Source organism: Ruegeria sp. CJ3, from assembly GCF_056536725.1.
In genome coordinates, this window is sequence record NZ_JBQFQE010000001.1 from 504,991 (window position 1) to 527,094 (window position 22,104).

The 22,104-nt window shown below is 60.0% G+C and carries 22 protein-coding genes and 1 pseudogene; 9 read left to right on the plus strand and 14 right to left on the minus strand.

The window, feature by feature from the left end; translation table 11 throughout:
• Positions 1 to 56 precede the first annotated feature (56 nt).
• From ligA to ACR0J1_RS02500, 3 genes are all read left to right on the plus strand, one after another.
• Positions 57 to 2,309: an NAD-dependent DNA ligase LigA gene (ligA, locus tag ACR0J1_RS02490; RefSeq protein ID WP_480729665.1), complete on the plus strand. Its 2,253-nt coding sequence runs from the start codon at positions 57 to 59 to the stop codon at positions 2,307 to 2,309.
• A complete protein-coding gene (gene recG / locus ACR0J1_RS02495; protein ID WP_480729664.1) occupies positions 2,306 to 4,396 on the plus strand; it encodes an ATP-dependent DNA helicase RecG in 2,091 nt (696 codons plus the stop codon). The genes ligA and recG overlap by 4 nt, the downstream gene beginning before the upstream one ends.
• A gap of 111 nt (positions 4,397 to 4,507) precedes the next feature.
• The gene (locus ACR0J1_RS02500) at positions 4,508 to 4,630 is read left to right on the plus strand and encodes a hypothetical protein (protein ID WP_480529074.1); all 123 of its coding nucleotides are present in this window, start codon (positions 4,508 to 4,510) and stop codon (positions 4,628 to 4,630) included.
• Between the two features lie 185 nt (positions 4,631 to 4,815).
• Here ACR0J1_RS02500 and ACR0J1_RS02505 read toward each other — a convergent pair whose 3' ends face one another.
• Both ACR0J1_RS02505 and ACR0J1_RS02510 read right to left on the minus strand, forming a co-directional pair.
• Positions 4,816 to 5,454: a MarC family protein gene (locus ACR0J1_RS02505; RefSeq protein WP_480729663.1), complete on the minus strand. Its 639-nt coding sequence runs from the start codon at positions 5,452 to 5,454 to the stop codon at positions 4,816 to 4,818.
• Between the two features lie 59 nt (positions 5,455 to 5,513).
• Positions 5,514 to 5,966, minus strand: a complete 453-nt coding sequence (locus ACR0J1_RS02510; protein WP_480729661.1) for an iron-sulfur cluster assembly scaffold protein — start codon at positions 5,964 to 5,966, stop codon at positions 5,514 to 5,516.
• Positions 5,967 to 6,014: 48 nt separating this feature from the next.
• On the opposite strand from ACR0J1_RS02510, the gene hisI reads away from it, so the two are divergent.
• Positions 6,015 to 6,404: a phosphoribosyl-AMP cyclohydrolase gene (gene hisI / locus ACR0J1_RS02515; protein ID WP_480729659.1), complete on the plus strand. Its 390-nt coding sequence runs from the start codon at positions 6,015 to 6,017 to the stop codon at positions 6,402 to 6,404.
• A gap of 59 nt (positions 6,405 to 6,463) precedes the next feature.
• Here the strand turns inward: hisI and gluQRS are convergent, their stop codons facing one another.
• The 4 genes and pseudogenes from gluQRS to ACR0J1_RS02535 all read right to left on the minus strand — a co-directional run.
• A complete protein-coding gene (gene gluQRS / locus ACR0J1_RS02520; protein ID WP_480729658.1) occupies positions 6,464 to 7,309 on the minus strand; it encodes a tRNA glutamyl-Q(34) synthetase GluQRS in 846 nt (281 codons plus the stop codon).
• Positions 7,306 to 7,920 (minus strand): class I SAM-dependent DNA methyltransferase, encoded by a 615-nt coding sequence (locus tag ACR0J1_RS02525; protein ID WP_480729656.1) that lies wholly within the window; start codon positions 7,918 to 7,920, stop codon positions 7,306 to 7,308. Before ACR0J1_RS02525 ends, gluQRS begins: the two co-directional genes overlap by 4 nt.
• 37 nt (positions 7,921 to 7,957) lie before the next feature.
• Positions 7,958 to 9,298, minus strand: a complete 1,341-nt coding sequence (gene trmFO / locus ACR0J1_RS02530) for a methylenetetrahydrofolate--tRNA-(uracil(54)-C(5))-methyltransferase (FADH(2)-oxidizing) TrmFO (protein ID WP_480729654.1) — start codon at positions 9,296 to 9,298, stop codon at positions 7,958 to 7,960.
• A gap of 251 nt (positions 9,299 to 9,549) precedes the next feature.
• Positions 9,550 to 10,344, minus strand: a pseudogene (locus ACR0J1_RS02535) (enoyl-CoA hydratase); the annotation flags it as partial.
• Between the two features lie 49 nt (positions 10,345 to 10,393).
• Here ACR0J1_RS02535 and ACR0J1_RS02540 point away from each other — a divergent pair.
• Positions 10,394 to 10,837, plus strand: a complete 444-nt coding sequence (locus ACR0J1_RS02540; RefSeq protein ID WP_480729652.1) for a PaaI family thioesterase — start codon at positions 10,394 to 10,396, stop codon at positions 10,835 to 10,837.
• A 60-nt stretch (positions 10,838 to 10,897) separates the two neighbouring features.
• Here ACR0J1_RS02540 and ACR0J1_RS02545 read toward each other — a convergent pair whose 3' ends face one another.
• Positions 10,898 to 11,125 (minus strand): DUF1127 domain-containing protein, encoded by a 228-nt coding sequence (locus ACR0J1_RS02545; protein WP_480729650.1) that lies wholly within the window; start codon positions 11,123 to 11,125, stop codon positions 10,898 to 10,900.
• Between the two features lie 99 nt (positions 11,126 to 11,224).
• On the opposite strand from ACR0J1_RS02545, the gene ACR0J1_RS02550 reads away from it, so the two are divergent.
• The 4 genes from ACR0J1_RS02550 to rpsI all read left to right on the plus strand — a co-directional run bounded on the left by ACR0J1_RS02550 (position 11,225) and on the right by rpsI (position 14,266).
• Positions 11,225 to 12,628 (plus strand): aminotransferase-like domain-containing protein, encoded by a 1,404-nt coding sequence (locus ACR0J1_RS02550; protein ID WP_480729648.1) that lies wholly within the window; start codon positions 11,225 to 11,227, stop codon positions 12,626 to 12,628.
• A gap of 12 nt (positions 12,629 to 12,640) precedes the next feature.
• Positions 12,641 to 13,168 (plus strand): GNAT family N-acetyltransferase, encoded by a 528-nt coding sequence (locus tag ACR0J1_RS02555; protein WP_480729647.1) that lies wholly within the window; start codon positions 12,641 to 12,643, stop codon positions 13,166 to 13,168.
• Positions 13,169 to 13,315: 147 nt separating this feature from the next.
• The gene (rplM, locus tag ACR0J1_RS02560) at positions 13,316 to 13,774 is read left to right on the plus strand and encodes a 50S ribosomal protein L13 (RefSeq protein ID WP_480729645.1); all 459 of its coding nucleotides are present in this window, start codon (positions 13,316 to 13,318) and stop codon (positions 13,772 to 13,774) included.
• A gap of 6 nt (positions 13,775 to 13,780) precedes the next feature.
• Positions 13,781 to 14,266, plus strand: coding sequence for a 30S ribosomal protein S9 (rpsI, locus tag ACR0J1_RS02565; RefSeq protein WP_480729643.1), 486 nt, complete (start codon positions 13,781 to 13,783; stop codon positions 14,264 to 14,266).
• 57 nt (positions 14,267 to 14,323) lie between these two features.
• Here the strand turns inward: rpsI and ACR0J1_RS02570 are convergent, their stop codons facing one another.
• From ACR0J1_RS02570 to ACR0J1_RS02600, 7 genes are read right to left on the minus strand one after another with little or no spacing between them, the layout of a single operon-like run.
• Entirely contained in the window at positions 14,324 to 15,484 is a 1,161-nt protein-coding gene (locus ACR0J1_RS02570; protein WP_480729642.1) for an ABC transporter substrate-binding protein, read from the minus strand.
• 30 nt (positions 15,485 to 15,514) lie between these two features.
• Positions 15,515 to 17,395, minus strand: a complete 1,881-nt coding sequence (locus ACR0J1_RS02575; RefSeq protein WP_480729641.1) for an AMP-dependent synthetase/ligase — start codon at positions 17,393 to 17,395, stop codon at positions 15,515 to 15,517.
• Positions 17,396 to 17,400: 5 nt separating this feature from the next.
• Positions 17,401 to 18,174, minus strand: a complete 774-nt coding sequence (locus tag ACR0J1_RS02580) for an ABC transporter ATP-binding protein (protein ID WP_480729639.1) — start codon at positions 18,172 to 18,174, stop codon at positions 17,401 to 17,403.
• Complete coding sequence (locus ACR0J1_RS02585; protein ID WP_480729637.1) at positions 18,171 to 18,935, minus strand: ABC transporter ATP-binding protein; 765 nt, start codon at positions 18,933 to 18,935, stop codon at positions 18,171 to 18,173. The genes ACR0J1_RS02580 and ACR0J1_RS02585 overlap by 4 nt, the downstream gene beginning before the upstream one ends.
• Positions 18,932 to 20,029, minus strand: coding sequence for a branched-chain amino acid ABC transporter permease (locus ACR0J1_RS02590; protein WP_480729635.1), 1,098 nt, complete (start codon positions 20,027 to 20,029; stop codon positions 18,932 to 18,934). The genes ACR0J1_RS02585 and ACR0J1_RS02590 overlap by 4 nt, the downstream gene beginning before the upstream one ends.
• A gap of 5 nt (positions 20,030 to 20,034) precedes the next feature.
• The gene (locus tag ACR0J1_RS02595; RefSeq protein WP_480729634.1) at positions 20,035 to 20,910 is read right to left on the minus strand and encodes a branched-chain amino acid ABC transporter permease; all 876 of its coding nucleotides are present in this window, start codon (positions 20,908 to 20,910) and stop codon (positions 20,035 to 20,037) included.
• 42 nt (positions 20,911 to 20,952) lie between these two features.
• Positions 20,953 to 21,981, minus strand: a complete 1,029-nt coding sequence (locus ACR0J1_RS02600; protein ID WP_480729633.1) for a zinc-binding dehydrogenase — start codon at positions 21,979 to 21,981, stop codon at positions 20,953 to 20,955.
• Between the last annotated feature and the right edge of the window lie 123 nt (positions 21,982 to 22,104).

Genomic DNA, 22,104 nt, shown 5'->3' on the forward strand with positions numbered 1-22,104 from the left:
CTGACCATGGCCTCGCCCTATCACTGGGGTCCAAGACGACGTGACAGGGCGGGGACATGAGCAAGACGATTGCGGTGGCTGATTTGACCGAAGATGAAGCACGGGCGGAACTTGCCCGTCTCGCCACAGCTTTGCTGCGTGCCAATGAGCTTTATCACGGCAAAGATGCACCCGAGATATCGGATGCGGACTACGATGCGCTCAAGCGTCGAAACGCCGAGATCGAAGCCCGCTTTCCGGACCTGAAACGCGCAGACAGTCCAACCGATCAGGTAGGCGCACGGCCCGCCGACGGGTTCGCCAAGGTAAGTCACGCCTTGCGCATGATGTCCTTGGGTAATGCGTTTGATGACGGGGATGTTGCGGATTTCGATCGTTCGATCCGCAAATATCTGGGGTTGAGTGATGACGCAGCCTTGGCCTATACGGCCGAGCCCAAGATCGATGGGCTGTCTCTGTCCTTGCGGTATGAGAATGGAGTACTGGTTCAGGCTGCGACCCGCGGCGACGGCGAGGTTGGCGAGAATGTCACCGCAAACGCCCGAACGGTCGCAGATATCCCGCATCGCATTGAGGGCGCGCCAGAAATTCTCGAAGTGCGAGGTGAGGTCTATATGTCTCATCAGGACTTCGACGCTCTGAACGTGCGGCAGATCGAGACGGGAGGCAAAACCTTCGCAAACCCGCGCAATGCGGCTGCAGGCTCGCTCAGGCAGCTTGATTCTGAGATTACCCGCGCCAGGCCTCTCCGGTTCTTTGCCTATGCTTGGGGCGAACTCTCGGCGACACTGGCGGATACGCAGATGGCGGCCATCCAGCGGTTGAAGGAATTCGGGTTTCAGGTCAACGATCTGACACGTCGCTGCGCGAGCACGGCGGAAATGCTGGACCATTATCGCCAGATCGAAGCGCAGCGCGCGACCCTAGGCTATGATATCGACGGCGTGGTCTACAAGGTCGATGACCTCGGCTTGCAGGCCCGTTTGGGCTTTCGCTCAACGACGCCTCGCTGGGCTATTGCGCATAAATTTCCGGCCGAACTCGCCTGGACGCGGCTAGAGGCTATCGACATTCAGGTCGGCCGGACCGGCGCGCTCAGCCCTGTGGCGCGGCTGCATCCGGTGACGGTTGGTGGTGTGGTGGTGTCGAACGCGACCTTGCACAATGAGGACTATATCGCCGGACGGGACGCCAAAGGCGGCGTGATCCGGGATGGCAAGGATATCCGCGTCGGCGATTGGGTTCAGGTCTATCGTGCGGGCGATGTGATCCCGAAGCTGTCGGATGTTGATCTGACGAAGCGGTTAGATGATACGAAACCCTATGATTTTCCGACGAAATGCCCCGAATGCGGCAGTGACGCGATCCGGGAAGAGGGCGATGCGGTGCGCCGTTGCACCGGTGGGCTGATCTGTCCGGCACAGGCGGTCGAGAAGCTCAAGCATTTTGTCTCGCGTAAGGCGTTCGACATCGAAGGTCTGGGCGCGAAGCAGATCGAGATGTTCTATGGCGACCCATCTCTGCCGATCAACACGCCTGCCGATATCTTCACGCTGCGGGATCGCGACGCGGGCAATCTGGCGCGGCTGAAGAACCGGGAGGGGTGGGGCGAGACCTCGGCCAGCAATCTGTTCGCGGCGATCGAAGATAAGCGCACCATTGCCTTTGCGCGGCTTCTGTTCGCTCTGGGGATCCGCCATGTCGGCGAGGTTGGCGCGCGTGATCTGGCGCTGTTCTATCGCGATTGGGATGCCATGGCTGCAGCGATTGATGCCGCGCGTCCCGCGGCCCTGGCGCAACGGGTTGCGGATGATGCCGAGGAGTCTGAACGGATTGCCGCCAGCACCGAACGGCGGCGGGCAAAGCTCAAGGAGGCGCGCGACGCCGCGGTTGCGCGGTTGGATGTGCCTTCGGCGGCGGCAAACGCTTGGGCGGATCTGATCGGTATCGACGGAATTGGGGCGACCCTGGGTCTATCCTTGTCCGATGCCTTCGCTAACGCTGACGAACGCGAAGCCTTCGAAGATCTGCGAAGCCACCTGACGATTGTCCCGCCCGAGGCACCTGCGTCGGAGAGTCCGGTGGCGGGGAAGACGGTCGTGTTCACCGGCACGTTGGAAAAGATGACCCGGGCCGAGGCCAAGGCCCGCGCCGAGGCATTGGGTGCGAAAGTTTCGGGTTCGGTTAGTCAGAAGACCGACTTGCTGGTTGCCGGGCCGGGGGCGGGGTCGAAGGCGAAAAAGGCTGCTGATCTGGGCATTGAGACGCTGGATGAAGACGGCTGGCTGCAGCTGATCGGGGATGCATGAGCGGCAGGCCGGAACAACTCTTTCCGCTGTTCGCGGGGCTCGAAACGCTGGACGGTGTTGGCCCCAAGACAGCGCAGTTGATGGGGCAGTTAGGGATTGAATCGCCCCGCGATGTGCTGTTTGCGCTGCCTTACGCGGTGATCGACCGTCGACGGCGGGACACGATACAGGGCGCGGACCTGCCCACCACGCTGACGGTCGAGGTGACGGTCGGCCCGCATCGCCCACCGCGCAACAAGGGCGGCGCGTATCGCATTCATGTCGAGGACGCGCAGGTCGACTTCCAGCTGGTGTTCTTCCATGCACGCGGGGATTACCTGAAGAAAATTCTGCCGCAGGGCGCGCGCCGCGTGGTGTCGGGCAAACTTGAGCTGTTCGACGGAATGGCGCAGATGGTGCATCCGGACCATATCGTGGCACCGGAAAATGCAGGAGAGTTACCCGAGTTCGAGCCGGTCTATCACCTGACCCAAGGCGTGACTCAAAAGACTGCCTACAAGGCTGCGCAAAGCGCACTGACCCGCGCACCCGCTTTGGCCGAGTGGTCCGATCCAGCGCAGGTTGCGCAGCAGGCATGGCCAGACTGGCAGACCGCGATTCAGGCCGCGCATCACCCCAGGGGCGCGGACGATGTCGCCCCGTTTGCGCCGGCGCGGGAGCGGCTGGCTTATGATGAACTTCTGGCGCACCAACTCACCCTGGCGATTGCGCGGCAACGAGAGCGCAAGACGCGCGGGATCGCCAGTGTCGGGACGGGCGCGCTGCAGTCGAAGGTGCTGGGCAACCTTCCATATCGTCCGACCGGGGCGCAGACGCGGGCGATTGAAGAAGTCTCGGCGGATATGGCGTCGGATATTCGCATGAACCGACTGCTTCAGGGCGATGTGGGCGCAGGGAAAACGCTGGTGGCATTCATGGCCCTTTTGATCGCGGTCGAGGCGGGTGGACAGGGTGTGATGATGGCCCCGACCGAGATATTGGCGCGGCAGCATCTGGAAGGTCTGCGCCCGCTGGCCGAGGAGGCAGGTGTTGTCCTCGAAATTCTGACGGGACGCGACAAAGGGGCCGAACGGAGCGCTAAGCTGGCAGCGCTGAAGCAGGGCGATATTCAGATCCTTGTCGGTACCCATGCCGTTTTCCAGAGCGATGTCGAATTCAACGCCCTGCGGCTTGCCATCGTGGATGAGCAGCATCGTTTTGGTGTCCGCCAGCGTATGGAATTGTCCGAGAAAGGCCAGCGGGCGGATGTGCTGGTGATGACCGCAACGCCGATTCCGCGCAGCCTTGCGCTGGCACAGTATGGTGACATGGATGTCTCGGTGCTGGACGAAAAACCTCCGGGCCGGAAGCCGATCAAGACGGCCATCGTCAGCACCCAGCGCATGGATGAGGTTGTGGCCCATCTGCGCGGCGCGATTGAGGCGGGCAAGCAATGCTATTGGGTGTGCCCGTTGGTTGACGAGTCCGAAGTGTCGGACCTGACTGCGGCTGAGGAACGGTTCAAACGGCTGCGTGCCTTGCTGGGCGATGATGTGGTGGGTTTGGTGCATGGACAGATGCCCCCCACCGAAAAAGATGCGGCGATGGCGGCGTTTCAGGCCGGGCAGACCAAGGTGCTGGTTGCGACAACTGTGATCGAGGTGGGCGTGAACGTGCCCAACGCGACGATCATGGTGATCGAGCGGGCCGAGTTCTTTGGGCTGGCCCAGTTGCACCAACTGCGGGGTCGGGTTGGGCGAGGCGAAGATGCCTCGACTTGTCTGCTTATGTATCAGCCGCCGCTCAGCGATGGAGGCCGCAAGCGACTTGAGGTTCTGCGCGAGACCGAGGACGGTTTTCGCATCGCCGAGACCGACCTGCAGATGCGCGGGGCCGGGGACCTGATCGGCACGGCGCAATCTGGATTGCCCCAATTCCGCATCGCCGATCTGGAACGGCAGGCCGGGTTGATGGCCGTCGCCCAATCGGACGCGCGGACATTGCTGAATGCAGATCCTGCGCTCACCTCAGATCGGGGCAGGGCAGCCCGTGTTCTTCTGTGGCTGATGAAGCAGGATCAGGCGATCCGTTTGATTTCAGTGGGTTAGACCGGAAGTCGCTAAAAGTTCGCAAATGTTCTTAAAAAGTTCTTTACCGACTCACGTAAATATGAGAACAAAAGGTCAACAAAAGATTAAACCCTGACCGGAGGTAAGACCATGCTGACCCAGATCAAGACCGCTTTCAGCCGTTCGCAAGCAACGATTTTGCAGGATGCTGTGGGTGCGGTTTCGTTGGTGGTCATGCTGGTGGTTGCCCTTCACCTGCCGACAGGATTTTAAGCTTTTCTGCCTGCGATCTCATGCCGATAAAGCCGCGCTTGTTTCCCCATCTTAGTCAAGGGTGACCTGCCTGTCCCAAACCCCTTGAAGGGGCCAGCCTCGGCCCCGCGCGGAAATCCGGACCCTACATGAGACACGCACAACCTGCCGCCGCCCTTTCCGCCCGGAAGGAGCGGCGGCTTTTTTTATAGTTGCCCGGTTTTGATAATTTCAAGCATCGCAGACAGCACCGAATTCACCGCGACTGAGGCTAGGATCATGCCCATGATACGACTAATGATCGCGGCGCCTGAATGGCCGATCAGACGAATGATGGGTTCGGCCAACAGCATCAGCACGAAGGCGATAGCGACAACAACCAGCATGACCAGCGCTGTTATGCCCTGATCCACCACGCTGTAACGGTTATTGTCTGTCAACACGACAATTGCCAGCATCGCCCCGGGCGAGGCCAGCGACGGCACCGCCAGCGGAAAAATCGCGGGGTTGGTTTTGTGCATCTTGTCGTGCAGATCGTCCTGCGCCTCGCGCTGTTCGATCTCTTGTTTGCTTTCGCCAAAGATCATGGTCAGCGCGAAAAGGAAAAGAATTATCCCGCCCGCGACCTGGAAAGAGTTGAGGCCGATGTCCAGTGCCTCGATCACCAGCTGTCCGCAGACGAGGAAGAACAGCAGAATGCCCGCGCTGACCAGCGCTGCCAGCAAGGCAGTACGGCGGCGGGCCGTGGCAGCGATACCGGCAGTGACGGCGATAAAAACGGGGATCGTACCGATCGGGTCGATGACAACCCAAAGCGTCACGAAATGTTCGAGCAACTTGTCCACGCCGGTCTCTCCCCCTGATTTCGGCAGAGATTACACGGCTTTGTGGAAAAACGCCACGCTCAGGCGCAGTTGGCCTGTTCGGCCTGCTCCATCGCCTCGGCCGTCGCCTCAAGCGCCAGCAGGATCGACGCGTGCCGGTTTTTGTACTCGCGCGCGGGCATCAGCACTTCAAGCCCGTCAAACGGTGCGTCCGGGGCGGGGCCGTCTTTCTTCAGCATCGTCGACAGTTGATCGCGGGCGGTTTCGACCTGCGCCCGGGTTGCACCAATAACAGCGCTGCCGACCACCGAGGCCGAGGCCTGGCCCAGTGCGCAGGCCTTCACATCCTGCCCGAACGCAGCGACCCGCCCGTCCTCGAGCCTGACATCGACGGTGACGGTCGATCCGCAGAGCGGCGCGCGTTTCTTGACGGTGGCGTCCGGCTTCTCCAGCCGGTCGAGATGGGGAATATCAGCGGCCAGCGCCAGAATGCGCCCCGAATAAAGCTTGATCAGGTCGGTTTCGCCGCTCATGGCTTTCCCTCTTGGACTGTTCCCCATACATAGTGGCCATGTTCCGGGATGCAAAAGGTTTTTGCCATGACACAGACAGTCTCGTTCGATCCGTCGACGCTGAAATTCAACGATGCGGGGCTGGTGCCGGCGATTGCACAGGATGAGGGCTCGGGCGAGGTTCTGATGATGGCGTGGATGAACGCCGAGGCCGTCGCGCGTACGCTGGAAACTGGTCGCGTGACCTATTGGTCCCGGTCGCGCCAGGCGTTCTGGGTCAAGGGCGAAAGTTCGGGTCATGTGCAGGAGCTGGTGGATTTCCGTGTCGACTGTGATCGGGATTGTCTGTTGGTGGTCGTGCGACAGACCGGGCCAGCGTGTCACACCAACCGGCGCAGCTGTTTCTATACGGCGGTGCGTGATGGGGCCGAGGTCGAGCTAATGTCGCCAATGGCGTGAATGCCGCCTGCGGCGCCATGCCTTCGGCGAGAGTATTTGTGAAAAGATGAAGCCCTGGGTCATAGACCAACCAGCATTCTGATGTCCTTTGCCGAAGCGCCCTGTTGGCGGTAGAGCGCGATGGCGCGGGCATCATCGCGTTTGGCCAGTCGTTTGCCGGTCTCGTCGCGGATCAGCGCATGGTGGTGATACGTCGGGGTGGGGAGGCCGAGCAATCCCTGAAGCAGAACGTGGATCTGAGTGGCGTCGAACAGGTCCTCGCCCCGGACGACGTGGGTGATGTTCTGATCGGCATCGTCGACAACCACCGAAAGGTGATAGGAACTGCCCATGTTCCGACGTGCAAGGATGATATCCCCGACAGAGTCGCGCAGGTTTTCAGGGCAGAGCTGGTGGGAGCCGGACTGGCCTGGGCCAGTCTCGTGAAACGCCCTCAGCGCAGTAGTGTCGATGGCCTTGAGCATATTCAGGCGCAGAACATCTTGCGGTCCCGCGTCAGAGAGCGGCCGTTGGCGGCAGGTTCCGGGGTAGATGCGACCGTCGGGGCCGAACTGCGGCACGCCTTCCTGCGGGGCTCCGGCGGCGGCTTCGATATCGGCCCGGTTGCATTTACATGGGTAGACCAGCCCCATCTGGGCCAGCTTGTCCAGCGCTTCGCGGTAATTGGGCAGCCTGGCGGATTGGCGCAGCACGGGTTGCGGCCATCTCAGGCCCAGCCAGCTGAGATCGTCGTAGATCTGGTCCTCCCATTTCGGGCGCGATCGGGACTGGTCGATATCCTCGATGCGCAGCAGGAACAGCCCGCCTGCAGCGCGGGTCATGTCATGGGCGAGCAGGGCGGAATAGGCATGTCCAAGGTGCAGCGGGCCAGTTGGGGATGGTGCAAATCGGGTTGTGAGGGTCACGTTTTTTCAACGACATAAACGTCGGAGTTCATGTTCATGCCAGGCAGATGCGGCCCATATTCGCGGAGCAGCAGTCTGGCGTGACCCATGTCCAGCCAGTCGTTGAGCCGTCCGGTATAGGCAGGATCGGCAAGCGTGTGGTCGTTGAAGGAAAACGCAAGGTAGCCGCCGCGCGGCAGGACTTTCATCAGCATGTCGAAGGTTTCCGGCGGTGCGGCACCAGCTCCGATGACGCCAATCGCAGCGATCGCGCTGTAGCTTTCAGGTTCGATGGGGTTGGGGTCGGTGATCTCAAAACTGATGAGAGTGCGATAGACCCCCTTGGCACGGGCTTCTTCCAGCATCTTGGGTGTAGGGTCCATGCCGTCAATCACCTGAAACCCTGCTTGATGCAGGGCCAGACCCGACAGCTCGGTGCCGCAACCATAGTCCAGAATGGGCTCCTGCTCGTTCAAGACAAACGACCTGAGCGCGGCCGCAACGCGGCCCGGGGTGACGTATCCGTGCTCGGCAACCTCTGCCTCGTATGAGGCGGCCCATTTCTGATAGTGATCGCGGGTTTCCTGCGGCGTGTTCAGATCGTAGGTGTTTTTAAGAAACTTGTCGCTCATGGAGCCATGTTAGGCAGAGGTGTGGGGCGGCGTCCAGTCAGCAATGCGTCAGCCAGTCCGACCACGCAGCCTTGGCGCGGTCGGTATAGGCTTTATAACGATCCTTGCGGCCCCGACGACCGCCCTTGAGGCCGTCAACGGGGCGAAACAGGCCGAAATTTACGTTCATCGGCTGAAAGGTCTTTGCCTCGGCCCCGCCGGTGATGTGGTGAATCAGCGCGCCCATGGCGCTGTCCTGCGGAACATCGGGCAGGGTGCGACCGAGGATCTCGGCGGCAGCCAGGCGGCCTGCGAGCAACCCCATCGCGGCGCTTTCCACATAGCCCTCAACGCCGGTGATCTGACCGGCAAAACGGGTATTGGGTCGGGACTTCAGTCGCATTTGCGCATCCAGCAGGGTCGGAGAATTGATGAACGTGTTGCGATGAATGCCGCCAAGTCGTGCAAAGCTGGCATTCTCCAATCCCGGAATCATACGGAAAACATCGGTTTGCGCGCCGTATTTCATCTTGGTCTGAAAGCCCACGATGTTGAACAACGTGCCCAGAGCGTTGTCGCGGCGCAACTGGACCACCGCATGAGGTTTTACGTCCGGCTGATGCGGGTTGGTTAGACCCACAGGCTTCATCGGGCCATGGCGCAAGGTTTCGCGGCCACGCTCGGCCATAACCTCGATCGGCAGGCAGCCGTCGAAATACCCGGCGGTCTCGCCCTTGTGGAACTCGGTCTTGTCAGCGGCCAACAGGGCGTCGATGAATGCCTCATACTGATCGCGGTCCATGGGGCAGTTCAGGTAGGCGGTGCGTTCTTCCTCGGTCTCGCCCTTGTCATAGCGGGACTGCATCCAAGCTTGGCTCATGTCGATGCTGTCGGCATAGACGATCGGGGCAATGGCGTCGAAGAAGGCCAGCGCCTCAGCCCCGGTTTCCGCTCGGATGGCGTCGCCCAACGCGGCCGAAGTCAGGGGGCCGGTGGCGAAAATCCAGTGGCCAGCGGTGGGCAGAGTTGTAACCTCTTCCCCGGTGACCGAAACACGTGGATGGGCGTGCAGCCTAGCCGTCACCGTTTCCGCAAACGGATCACGGTCTACCGCCAGCGCCCCTCCAGCGGGCAGACGATGCGCATCGGCCGTGGTCATGATCAGCCCGCCCGCCGCGCGCATTTCCCAATGCAGCAGGCCCACCGCGTTCTGCTCATCATCGTCCGAGCGGAACGAGTTCGAGCACACCATCTCGGCCAGATTGCCGGTTTGATGCGCAAACGTCCCGACCTGAGGGCGCATTTCGTGGATCACCACGTCCACACCCATCTCTGCCGCCTGCCATGCGGCCTCGGACCCGGCCATGCCGCCGCCCACGATATGCAATGTCTCTGTCATGGGCTGCCACATAGGGCACAGCGACGCCCTGCGCAATGCACAGTATCATATGCGGATATTCAGGGGAGTCTTGGGGTCGCCGCTGCGGGAATGTCAACGCCGGTGAGAGAAACCAGCTTGGAGGGACCTTCCGCCCACGGCGACCCAAAAGTGTATCCAGGCCTTAGCCTTGACCCAGCATTGCCACAGTGTTGCCCTTTTGAAAAGTGCAAAAATGCGAACAGTAGGCAAAAATGCATAAAATAATCGCGTTACTGCTGCCAATTGGGCGGACGTTTCTCGATAAATGCGGTTATGCCTTCTTCGGTATCACGATGCATCATATTCTGTGCCATTGCGTCGGCGGCATAGGCATAAGCCTGTTCGGTGGACATCGGAAGCTGTTGATAGAAGGCCTCTTTCCCGATCTTCACCGCCGCCCCCAGCTTGGCCGCCAGCTTCTCGGCCAAGGCGTCTGTTTCCCGATCCAACTGATCCGCGGGCACAACGCGGTTGATCAGGCCCAGCTCGGCCGCGCGGTCGGCGCTTATGAAGTCACCTGTCGTGAGCATCTCAAACGCTTGTTTGCGCGGGATGTTTCGGCTGAGCGCCACCATGGGGGTTGAACAGAACAGACCGATATTCACGCCGTTCACGCCAAACCGGGTGCCCTCGGCGGCCACAGCCAGATCGCAGGTGGCAACCAACTGACAGCCCGCGGCGGTGGCAATTCCGTGGGCTTGTGCGATCACCGGCTGGGGCAGGGATTGAATAGACATCATCATTCTGGCGCAGCGGTCGAACAGGTCTTGAAAATAGCCCAAACCACCATCCTCAGATTGCCGCCCTTGCGTCATCTGCTTCAGATCGTGCCCGGCGCAAAACGCCTTGCCCGCGCCGGACAGGATAACAACCCGAATCGACCGATCCTCGCGCAGCGCATCCAGTTCGGTCTGCAAAGCCGCCAGCATCTCGTCGCTGAGCGCATTCAGGCGCTCGGGGGCGTTCATGGTTAGCCGCGCGATGGCGCCTGTGTCGTTACGTTCCAGAATTGCCATCTTGCCCTCCTGCTGGCTGTTGGGCCAACTCTAGGGGCGCAGGGCAAAGAGGGGAAGCATGTCATTAGCACTCAACAAAGATGAGCTGACGGATTATCTGGCGCAGGTGTTTCCGCAGGTTCACGAAGATTTCGTGATTGAGGGTCTTTCAGACACCGGTATTACAATGCGATTGCGGGTCGCGGATCGGCATCTGCGGCCCGGCGGAACGGTCTCGGGGCCGTCCATGTTCGGGCTGGCCGATGTGTGCGTCTATGCGATGGTTCTGGCCCGCAAGGGGCGGCAATCGCTTGCAGTCACCACAAGCAGCTCGATGGACTTTCTGCGCAAACCCGAGGGCGACAGGGATATGATTGCGGAATGCAGGTTGCTGAAGCTGGGTCGGAGTCTGGCGGTAGGCGATGTGCTGATGTATTCGGAAGGCTCGGACAAGCCCGTCGCACGGGCCAGCCTTACCTATTCCATACCTCCCGAAGGGTCGGCCGCGGCATCATTTGGATAAAAAAGGCCGGGGACAAGCCCCGGCCAGGAAGAGGTCCCGTGAAGCGGGACTGGGGATAACCTAGTTCATCCAGAAATAGCGGCTGGTTTCGGTGTCCGCCTGATGGCGCGTCAGGCCAACATCCCGCAGCAGCCGGTCATCCAGCTTGCCCAGGTTGACGCGGCTGCGGCGGCGGCGCTCCCATTGTGTGATCACGGCCGCAAACCGCACGGCCAGCGCGGCGATCAGCGGCAGCCGGGGGCTGTCGTTCAGCAGCATAAGGGCGGGGGTGTGCATTGCGCGTGTCATCGTGGGTATCCTTTCAAATTGTATTGACACAAAGTAATAATGCTCGGTATATTGAGTTGATACATTTATCATTGTGTCGAAATCAAAGGAAGAATTGTAATGGATACAATTTGGCCGGAGTCCTTACCCAAAGCGAAGGGGCCGAAATACACTCTGGTTGCTGACACAATCCGAAAAGCGATAGAAAACAAAACGCTGGAGGTCGGGGTGAAGCTGCCTCCGGTGCGGGAACTTGCGTATCGGTTACAGATTACGCCCGGAACCGTCGCGCGGGCCTATACGATTCTGACGGATGAAGGCTTGCTACAAGCCGAGGTAGGGCGTGGTACATTCGTCGCGCCGCCCCGGTCACCGCTACTGGATGATGTCTGGTCGCGACAATTGCATCTGCGGGACGACAAATACGACACCAATGTCAGCCTGTTCAGCCCACGCCTGCCGGATGTGGGGCAGGTCGCGCTGATCCGCGAATGTCTGAAGCAGATCGCACAGGGCGATCCGCGGATGTTTATGAACTATCCGACCCGCGACGCCTATCAACCCGTTCGACAGGTTGTGGTGGACTGGCTGTCCGACCTGCCTCTGGGCGCGGTCACGGCAGACGACGTCGTGCTGACCCATGGCGGACAGAGCGGGCTGTGTGTCGTGTTTCAAACCATCCTCAGCGGCGTCAAACCTGTGGTTCTGGTCGAGGACCTGTCCTATGCCGGCTTCCGCCGGGCCGGAGAGTTGATGCGGGCCGACGTTGTGGGCGTTAAGATGGACAAATGGGGGATCAGTGCCGAGGCGTTGGATCACATCTTGCGGCAGACGCAGGCGCAAGCCATCTGCGTCTCGCCCGAGGTGCAGAATCCCACCGGAGGGCATACGCCGCTAGAGCGCCGCAAGGAAGTGGTCGAGGTCGCGCGAAGATACGATCTGCAGATTATCGAGGATGATTGTTATCGCATGGGCGACGCCCGCGCCCCCAGCTATCGCGCGCTGGCGCCCGAGAGGGGCTGGCACGTGTCCTCGATCTCGAAAACGCTGACGCCTGCATTGCGCGTGGGCTTTGCCATCGCCCCGAAAGAGCGCAGCGTCGATCTGCGCCGGTCTGCCGAATATGGCTACTTCGGGCTGGCGCAGCCGCTGGCGGAGTTGACCCGGCTAATGCTGAGCCACCCGTCGGCTCGGCAACTGGCCTCGGACGTGCGCGCAAAGATGAGCGAATATGTCCGCGTGGCTGTGAACGCTCTGGGCGGGTTCGAACTGAACTGGGACGCCGAGATCCCCTTTCTTTGGCTCAGCCTGCCATCGGGCTGGCGCGCCGCCGCCTTTAGCCGCGCGGCTGAGCGGGAGGGGATTCAACTGCGCTCGGCCGACGAGTTCGCCCTGCGCGACGGTCGCGCACCGAACGCGGTGCGCATTGCTGTGAACGGGCATATCTCGCTGTCGCAGTTCGAGGATGCGATGTTACGGTTGCGCGGGTTGCTGGACAATCCGCCGGAACAGATTTCGGTCTGAGAGGAGTTCCCGATGCATATTCCCGAATTGCGCGGCGATGGGTTTGTGATCGTGCCCATGGCCGAGGCCGATTTTGAGCCGCTTTACGCGGCCGCCAGCGATCCTTTGATCTGGGCCGGGCACCCAGCGAAGACGCGACATGAAAGGGCGGTCTTTGGTCCGTATTTTGAGTTCCTGTTAGGGGCCGGGGGTGCCGTCACCATCCGCGAAACAGGCGGTCGGGTGGTTGGATGTTCAAGGTTTTATGAACCGCCCGAGACGCCCGGCGGGATCGCGATCGGCTACAGTTTCCTTGTTCGGGACCACTGGGGCGGGGCCAGCAACAAGGCCGTGAAGACCTTGATGCTGAACCATGCGTTTCAGGACCGGGATGAGGTCTGGTTTCACATCGACCCGTCGAATATCCGCTCGCAGAAGGCCACCGCGAAGCTGGGCGCCCACCATGTTGACACCCGACCGCGCGATCTGGGGAATGGCGATGCGATGTGGATGCGGTGGGTTTTGCCGAAAACAGAGTGGGAAAAGATTGGGGTAAAATAATACCTATTTTATAACCAATTGTTATTGCGGATATAAATGTATATTTGCGTGCTTGACCTGCGCGTGCGCACCTCATAAAACCCGTCCATCGAATTCGGGCCGCTCCGTAAGGGGGCGGTCTTTCACATCAAACAGGACTATCCTGCCATGAAAACCTTTTCTGCAACACCTGCAGACATCGACAAGAAATGGATCCTGATCGACGCTGAGGGCGTTGTTCTGGGCCGTCTTGCCTCGATCGTCGCCATGCGTCTGCGTGGCAAGCACAAAGCGTCGTTCACCCCGAACATGGACATGGGCGACAATGTCATCGTGATCAACGCTGACAAAATCCAGATGACCGGCAAGAAGCGCGAAGAGAACTACTACTGGCACACAGGCCACCCGGGCGGCATCAAGTCGCGCACCAAACAGCAGATCCTGGAAGGCGCACACCCCGAGCGCGTTGTCGTTCAGGCCGTCAAGCGCATGCTGCCGGGCAACCGTCTTGCGCGCAAGCAGATGACCAACCTGCGCGTTTACGCCGGTGACGAGCATCCCCATGAGGCGCAAGCGCCCGAAGTTCTGGACGTGAAGTCCATGAACAAGAAAAACACCCGGAGCTAATGACCGATGGCTGATCAGATCAATACTCTCGAAGAGCTGAGCGCCGTCGCAGGCGTTGAAACCGTGGCCGAAGAAGTCATCGTACGTGAACCCGTACGTGACGAACTGGGCCGTTCCTACGCCACCGGCAAGCGTAAAGACGCCGTTGCCCGCGTTTGGATCAAGCCGGGTTCCGGCAAGGTCACCGTGAACGGCAAGGATCAGGACACCTATTTCGCACGTCCCGTTCTGCAGCTAATCCTGCGCCAGCCGTTTCAGGTTGCTGGTGTGGAAGGCGAGTTCGACGTTGTTGCGACCGTCAAAGGCGGTGGCCTGACCGGTCAGGCCGGTGCGGTCAAGCACGGCATCTCAAAAGCGCTGCAGCTGTACGATCCGAATCTGCGTGGCGCGCTTAAAGCCGCTGGCTTCCTGACCCGTGACAGCCGCGTTGTGGAACGTAAGAAATACGGTAAGCGCAAAGCGCGTCGTTCGTTCCAGTTCTCGAAGCGTTAATCGCTACGGACAACCGAATTGGAAAGGGCTCGCATCTGCGAGCCCTTTTTCTTTGGCCTATTCTTCGTAGACCAGTTTCCAAGCACCGTTGTCGACCACGCTGACGAACACGGTATCCGCGCCTTGATGGTCGTCCGGTCCATAGGTGATGTGGTTGCCGACCAACTCATCCATGTAATCCAGCGACTCCATCGCGGCGATGAAACTGTCATGGGTCAGGTCGGGGCCTGCGGCCTCAAGCGCTTTGACCATCATCTCGGCAGCGGAATAGCCCAGCATCGAGAAACCGACCGGGTCTTCGCCTGTGGCTTCTTTGTATTCCGCAATGAACGCTGCCGGGGCCGGCTCTTCGGCGCGGGCCCACAGGTCCAGCCAAGACGCGGCTGCGTAAAAGCCGTCGGTGACGCCGCCGGGCACCTGCGCGACGACCGTCAGGAAGCTGGCCGAAGTGCCGAGGAATTTCATATCCTCCAGCCCCATTTTCTTGGCCGTGCCAACCACCGTGATCGCCTGACGCACGCCCAAAGCCATGGTCACAATATCACAACCTTCTTCCTTGAGCTTGCTCAGGGAGCCCACGAAGTCGGTCTCATCGGGCTTATGGGTCGTCTCGGTGCCAAAAGAAATGCCGGCCTCTTCGGCTCCGGCTTTGCTGCCTTCCAAAATCTCCTCACCGAAATCGGTGGGCAGATACATGGTACAGACGGTTTGCGAGCCAAATTCACCGTTCAGATATTTCACCCCGATACGTGCCTGATCGTAATAGGTCGAGAATGAGGTAAACTTGTTCTTCACCGGCTCTTGCAGCATTTGCCGCGCGGCGGTCAGAGGGGCAACATTCGGAATCCCCTTCGGGTCGAGCAGCTTGAACCCGGCAAGGTTCATCGGCGTGCCCAGGGATTGCATCATGGCAAACACCTTGTCGCGGTTCAGCAGCTTGTTATAGCCCTGCATCGCGCGCGGCATCTGATAGCCGTTGTCCTCGACGACAAAGCGGATTTGCCGACCGTGCACGCCGCCCTCGGCGTTGACGCGGTCGAAAACCACGTTCGCACCCTTGGTAGCCGGAACACCCACGGCGGCGAAAATACCGCTGAGGTCGTTGACCGAGCCGATGACAATCTCATCATCGCTCACGCCCTGGGTTTGTGCCCAGCCGATTGTGGCGGATGCCGTCACGGCCGTCACTGCGGCAAGACCTCTAATCAATTGTTTCATAATTCTCCTCCCTTTTGGGTCGCCCCTTAGCTAAGTGTACATATCCTCGATCAGATGTGCGTGTTTCTTTTCCACCGGACCGCGCTTGAGCTTCATAGTCGCGGTCAGTTCTTCATCTTCGGCGGTCAGCAATACATCGATCAGGCGGAAATCCTTGATTTGCTCAACCCGCGCGAACTCTTTGTTCACGCTGTTAATTTCCGCGCCGATCAGGTCGGTCACTTCCGGTGCGGCGCAGAGGGATGCGAAGTTCGAGAAGGGAATCTTGCGTTCCTGCGCGAATTTCTCGACGTTTTCCTGATCGATCATCACCAGCGCAGTCAGATACTTGCGGCGATCCCCGATGATCACCGCGTCCGAGATATATTGACTGAATTTCAGCCCGCTTTCGATTTCCGCAGGCGTGATGTTCTTGCCGCCTGCGGTGATGATGATGTCTTTCAGGCGGCCCGTGATGGTGACGAAGCCATCTTCGTCAATATGTCCCATATCCCCGGTGCGCAGCCAGCCGTCGCAGGTGAAGCTTTCCGCCGTTTTGGCATTGTTGCGCCAATAGCCCTGAAAGACGTTCAGACCTTTGACCTGAATCTCGCCGTCCTCCGAGATGCGAATGTCATTGCCCGGCACGGGTTTTCCAATTGTCCCGACCTTGTTGGCCTCAAGCGTGTTCAGCGCAGCAATCCCGGCGGTTTCGGTCATGCCAAACCCTTCGACGATGGGCACACCGATCGCCCAATACCACCGTAGCAAGTCTGGTGAGATCGGGGCCGCCCCCGAGCCGCCGCGCCGCATCCGGTCCAACCCCAGCATGCGGCGTAGATTGCGCAGGACCAGCCGGTCCCACAGCCAGAACCGCAGCCTGACCAACGCAGGCACATGCTTGCCCGCAAGGATATAGTCGGCCCGTGCCATGCCCGCCTTCAGCGCCTGCGCAAAAGCGAAGCGTCCGGTCGGTGTCGCTTCTTTCGCCATATACATGACATGGGAATAAATCTTCTCCCACACGCGCGGGACGGCGGTGAAGGTGGCGGGTGAGACCTCTTGCAGGTTGGCAAATACGGTCTCGGGGCTCTCGGCGAAATTCACGGTGCTTTTCGTCGCCAGTGGGTAATAGATCGACACATCGCGTTCGAGGATATGACAGAGCGGCAGGAAGCATAACTGTTCGTCCGTCGCCAGCGAGGGTAGCGAATGCGCGCCGCTTTCGATGGCAGCCATGATGTTTTCATGGCTCAGCATCGCGCCTTTGGGGTTCCCGGTCGTGCCAGAGGTATAGACCAGCAGGGCGGTATCCTGCGGGGTGGCAACGGCAATCTCGGCCTCGAACACGCCGGGATCGTCGGCTTGCTGGCCCAGGGCATAGAGGTCCCCGATCATCATGCAGCGGGGGTGGTCGAGGTCGTGCAGCCCTTCGTCCTCAAGGATGATGACCCTGAGCAGATCGGGCATGTCGGCTTCGACCTCAAGGAACTTGTCCAGTTGTTCTTCATCTTCAACGATCAGGAAGCGGCTGTCGCTGTCATTAATGAGGTATTTCAACTGATTGGCCGAGTCCGTGGTATAAACGCCCGAGGCAATCCCCCCGACGCATTGGATGCCCATATCGAACCACGCCCATTCCTTGCGGTCCTCGGACAGGACCGAGACGACCTCGCCACGCTGCAAACCCAGCTTACGCAAGGCGAGCCCGATCCATTTGGCGTGCTGCCAGTAGTCGGCCCACGAGTAGGATTTCCAGATGCCGAAATCCTTTTCGCGATGCGCAGTGCGCGGCCCCAACGCGGCGCAGCGTTTCTGGAACAGCTCGCAAATCGTGGTGCAGCCATCGACGCGCAGGGGCCGCTGTCCGGGCGTTGCGTTAAACTGCACGCCGTTGATCGTGGTCTGAGGGGGCAGGGGCGTCGCGTCCATTCGGCTCACCTCCACGTCTTCTTACGTTTCCAGCGGCGGTTTTCCCGCGCGCCTTCTTCCTGAACGCCCAGATAGAAATTCTGGATGTCTTCAGATTGCAGCAGGGTTTCCGCCGCACCATCCATGACAATCCGCCCGATCTCCATCACATAGCCATGATGGGCGAGTTCCAGCGCCGCGTTTGCGTTCTGCTCAACCAGCATCATCGTCATGTTCTGTTCATCGTTGAGGCGTTTAAGGATACCGAAAATCTCCTGCACCAGCAGCGGGGACAGACCCAGCGAAGGCTCATCCAGCAGCATGATGCGTGGGTTGGCCATCAGGCCCCGCCCGATGGCCAGCATCTGTTGCTGCCCGCCGGATAGGGTTCCTGCTTCTTGCGCGCGGCGCTCTTTCAGCACCGGGAAGTAGGAAAACACGAGATCGCGATCATGGTCGATCTGGCCTTTGTCCGACAGGGTATAGGCCCCGAGGCTAAGGTTTTCATCAACGGTCAGCAGCGGAAACACCTCGCGCCCTTCCGGGACATGGACGATGCCTTTCTGCACGACCTTATGGGGTTCTGATCCCTGTATTTGCTGACCGTCGAAGGTTATCGACCCTTTCTCGGGGTCCATCACGCCCGAGACGGTCTTCATCAGCGTTGTCTTGCCCGCGCCATTTGCACCCAGAATTGAAACGATCTGCCCGGGATGCACGTCCAGCGACACGCCGCGAATGGCCATGATCGGGCCATAGAAGCTTTCGATATTGCGGATGGTGAGGATTGGCTGATTCATGAGGCTTTGCCCAGATATGCCTCGACCACCGCCGGGTGGGATTGCACCTCAGGCGGGGTTCCCAGCGCTAGCTTCGCGCCATCAGCCATCGCCAGCACCCGGTCGGAAACGCCCGATACAAGACCCATGTCATGTTCCACCATCAGCACGGTGATCCCCATCTGCCGCCGGATGTCGTCGATCCACCAGCGCATATCTGTGGTCTCTTCTACCGAGAGACCCGAGGCGGGTTCATCCAGCAACAGCAGTTTCGGATCAGTGGCCAGCGCGCGCGCAACTTCGACCACCTTGCGCACGCCATACGGCAGGCCCGAGATCAGCTTGTCGCGGAAGGCCTGCAGGTCGAGGAAATCGATGATCTCTTCAACCTTTTCACGGTTTTCGATCTCCTGCCTGCGGGCCGCAGGCGTGAACAGGATCTCCGAGATCAGGTTGGTTTTGCGATGCCGATGTCGCCCGACTAACAGGTTCTGCAGAACGGTCGCGTGTTCGAACAATTCGATATTCTGGAAGGTGCGCGCGACACCAAAGGCTGCCACGCCTGAGGGTTTGACCCGCAGCAGGTCATGCCCGTCGAACCGGATCGCCCCGGCGTAAGGATCGTAGAAGCGCGAGATCAGGTTAAAGACCGTCGATTTGCCCGCACCATTGGGCCCGACAATGGCGAACACCTCTCCCTGCTGCACATCGAATGACAGGTTATCCACCGCGGTCAGGCCACCGAATTTCAGGGTGACGTTTTCGAACTCCAGCAGGCTCATCTCAGACGCTCCGTCTTGAGATAGGATTTCTGCCGTTTGAACATATCCTTGCGGTAGAAGGGGAACAGCTCGAACCATGTTCGGATTTTCAACCAACGACCGTAAAGGCCCATCGGTTCGAACAGGATGAAGGCGATCAGGATCATGCCGAAGATGCCGAACTCCAGGCCCGGTATGGCGACGGTATTACCGCCAAAAAGGGCACCAGCGTATTCCTTTGAGATCGACAGGAACTGCGGCAGGAACCCGATCACGATGGCCCCCAGAAATGCGCCATGGATCGAGCCTAGCCCGCCAATCACGATCATCATCAGCAGCTGGATCGAGATCACGACGCTGAAAGTCTCGTTGTTAAACGCCCCTGAAAACATCCCCATCAGCGCGCCTGCCAACCCGGTGACCGCACAAGACAGAGCAAACGAGACCGTCTTGGTGCGCGCAATATCCACGCCCATTGCCTGCGCCGAAACTTCGGAATCGCGCACGGCGATAAAGCTGCGACCCAAGGGCGCGCGCAGCAGGTTGATGTAACCCAACGTCACGATGACAGCGACAGCCAGCACCAGCCAGAAGAACTCATCAGGGGTGGCCCAGCGATCGACCAAGTGACCGAAGATTTCGACCCCACCCAGATACTTGCCCGCGACGCCCCCCGTTATGGGCTCTGCCAGAACGATTATGTCATCCATCAGAACGGACAGAGCCAGAGTGAAGATCGCCAGATAGATGCCATGCAGGCGGAGGGCGGGGATCGCAACGGTGGCTCCGACGATGCCGGTCACGAGGCCTGCCAAAGGGAAGGCCAGCAGAAAGGGTACCCCAGCCTCGATCAGGATGACATTGGCATAGCACCCGACGGCCAGAAACGCGGCGTGGCCGAGGCTGGCCTGTCCGGTATGGCCAGTCAGGATCATCAGGCCCAGCCCTGCGATGGCCCAGATCAGAACATTGGTCAGTTCCCCAAGATAGAAGTCATCCAACCACCACGGCGCAGCTGCGACCACCGCCACAAGGATCAGGTAGAGGCTAAGCTGATAGCCGTCCTTCCAAGGGCGGATGTCCTGCATATAGTTGGTCTTGAACACAATCCGCATGGGCGTCAGACCTTCTTGACCCGCACCTGGCTAAACAGCCCGTGCGGTCGAAAGATCAGTACCGCCAGCAGCAACGCGTAAGGCGCGATCTGGCTGTATCCGGCGGCGATATAGCGGCTGGCGAAGGGTTCGATGACACCGACGATTAGCCCTCCGGCCAGTGCTCCCGGAAGGCTGCCGAACCCTCCGATCACGGCAGCGGCAAAGGCCTTGATGCCCAGTAAGCCTGTGGTCGGATCTACCGATCCTTTGGCGGCAAACAGTATCCCGGCGATCCCCGCGACAACGCCGGCCAACGCCCAGATGAAACCTTGCACGCGCTTGACCGGAATGCCCATGTAATAGGCCGCCAACTGGTTCTGCGACGCGCCCTGCATCGCAAGCCCCAGCTTGGTCTTGCTGAAAAATGCGTAAAGCCCCCAGGTCAGCAGGATGGTCACGACGATGACGGCGACATCCTCCATCCCCAGTACAAGGCCGCCAAACCGTACCTCTTTCCCGGCCAGAGGGTTCTGCAGCGTGTGCGGCTCATGCCCCCAGATCAGACCGGCAACAAAGCGGATGACAAAGCCCAAGGCGATGGTCAGGATAACCACGGCGGTCTGACTTTCACCAAACAGGCGGCGGATGATCAGCCGATCAACGAGATACCCAAGCCCCCCCATAATCCCAAGCGAGATCGGCAGCGCCAACCAGAAGGGCAGCCCCATATATTCGGTATTGGTCAGGCCGATGGTCACGAACGCGCCCAGCATCATGAAATCGCCCTGCGCGAAATTCACTGCCTCGGTCGCTTTGTAAATCAACACAAAGCCAAGGGCGATCAGGCCGTAGACACAGCCATTCGCCAGCCCGCTGATCAGCAGCTGTGCGTTATCCAATCTCACCCTCCCTCAGCCGGTTTTGTCCGGCGCTTGGTTCCACTATGGCGTGATGATCACCTTTCCGTCACTCTTTTTCAGCGCATCCGCGAGATTTGGCAGCACATCACGCAGAGGCAGCCGCGCCGAGACGTCCGTTTTCCAACGGCCATCGGCAAACCGGGCCTGAACTTCGCCGACAACGCGCATCTGGTCGGCAGGTGGTGTGTCCATCATCCAACGGGTCAGCCAAAAGCCTTCGATCCGCTTGCTCATGAAAATCAGCTGACCCATCTGCGTCAGCCGGGGTAACTCGGTGCTGAGCTTGCCGTAACACACCCAGCGCGCGCCATTGGGCATGGCGCAGAACACCTGCTCAGACAGTTGATCTGCTACAGCGTCCAGAAAGACACGCGGTTTCAGCGTTCCGCTGATTGCCGAGAATTGTGCCGCCACGTCCGGGTCACTCGTCACCAGAACCTCGGTCGCGCCCATCTGTTTGAGAGTATCAACGGTTTCCGCCCGCCGCACCAGCGCGATCGGTTTCAATCCCAGATCTCGCCCCAGGCTGCACATCAGCTTGCCCAACTGGCTGGTTGCCGCTGAGACGACAAAAGCCTCTCCGGAATCGCGCGCGATATCGACCATTGCCATTGCGGTCAGGGGGTTCACGATCTGCGCGGCCCCGTCTTCATCCGAGATGTCGGGGCGCAGCGGGATACACATCTGCGCCTGTGTCACCACGTATTCAGCCCAGGCTCCGGACCCTGCCGCCACGAATGCAACGCGCTGATCCTGCAAGGTTTCGGCACCATCGCCTGTTGCGACCACATCGCCGCAGCCTTCAAACCCCGCAGCCGCGCCCTTGACCCGGGGCTGGCCGTATTCGCCCTTGATAAAGTGAATATCCGACGGGTTGACCGACGATGTCCGCAACCGGATCAGAACCTGCCCGGGACCCGGCGCAGGTACCGGAACCTCGGCCTCGGCCAACCAATCCGAGGCATCGGTCAAAGTTGGTCCTGTCGCGGTTCCCGAATATCCCTCATGGGTCTGGACTATGGCAAACATGGTATCGGGCAGAGAGGTCATCGTGCCATCCTTTGTTATATGAACTGTGCTGAGGAAGTCTCTGACAAGGCGCTGGAATTCCAAAGCGCCCATGGCGTGAGGCAACCAAAAACTGACGACGGCGTCAATCGGACAGACCTCTAA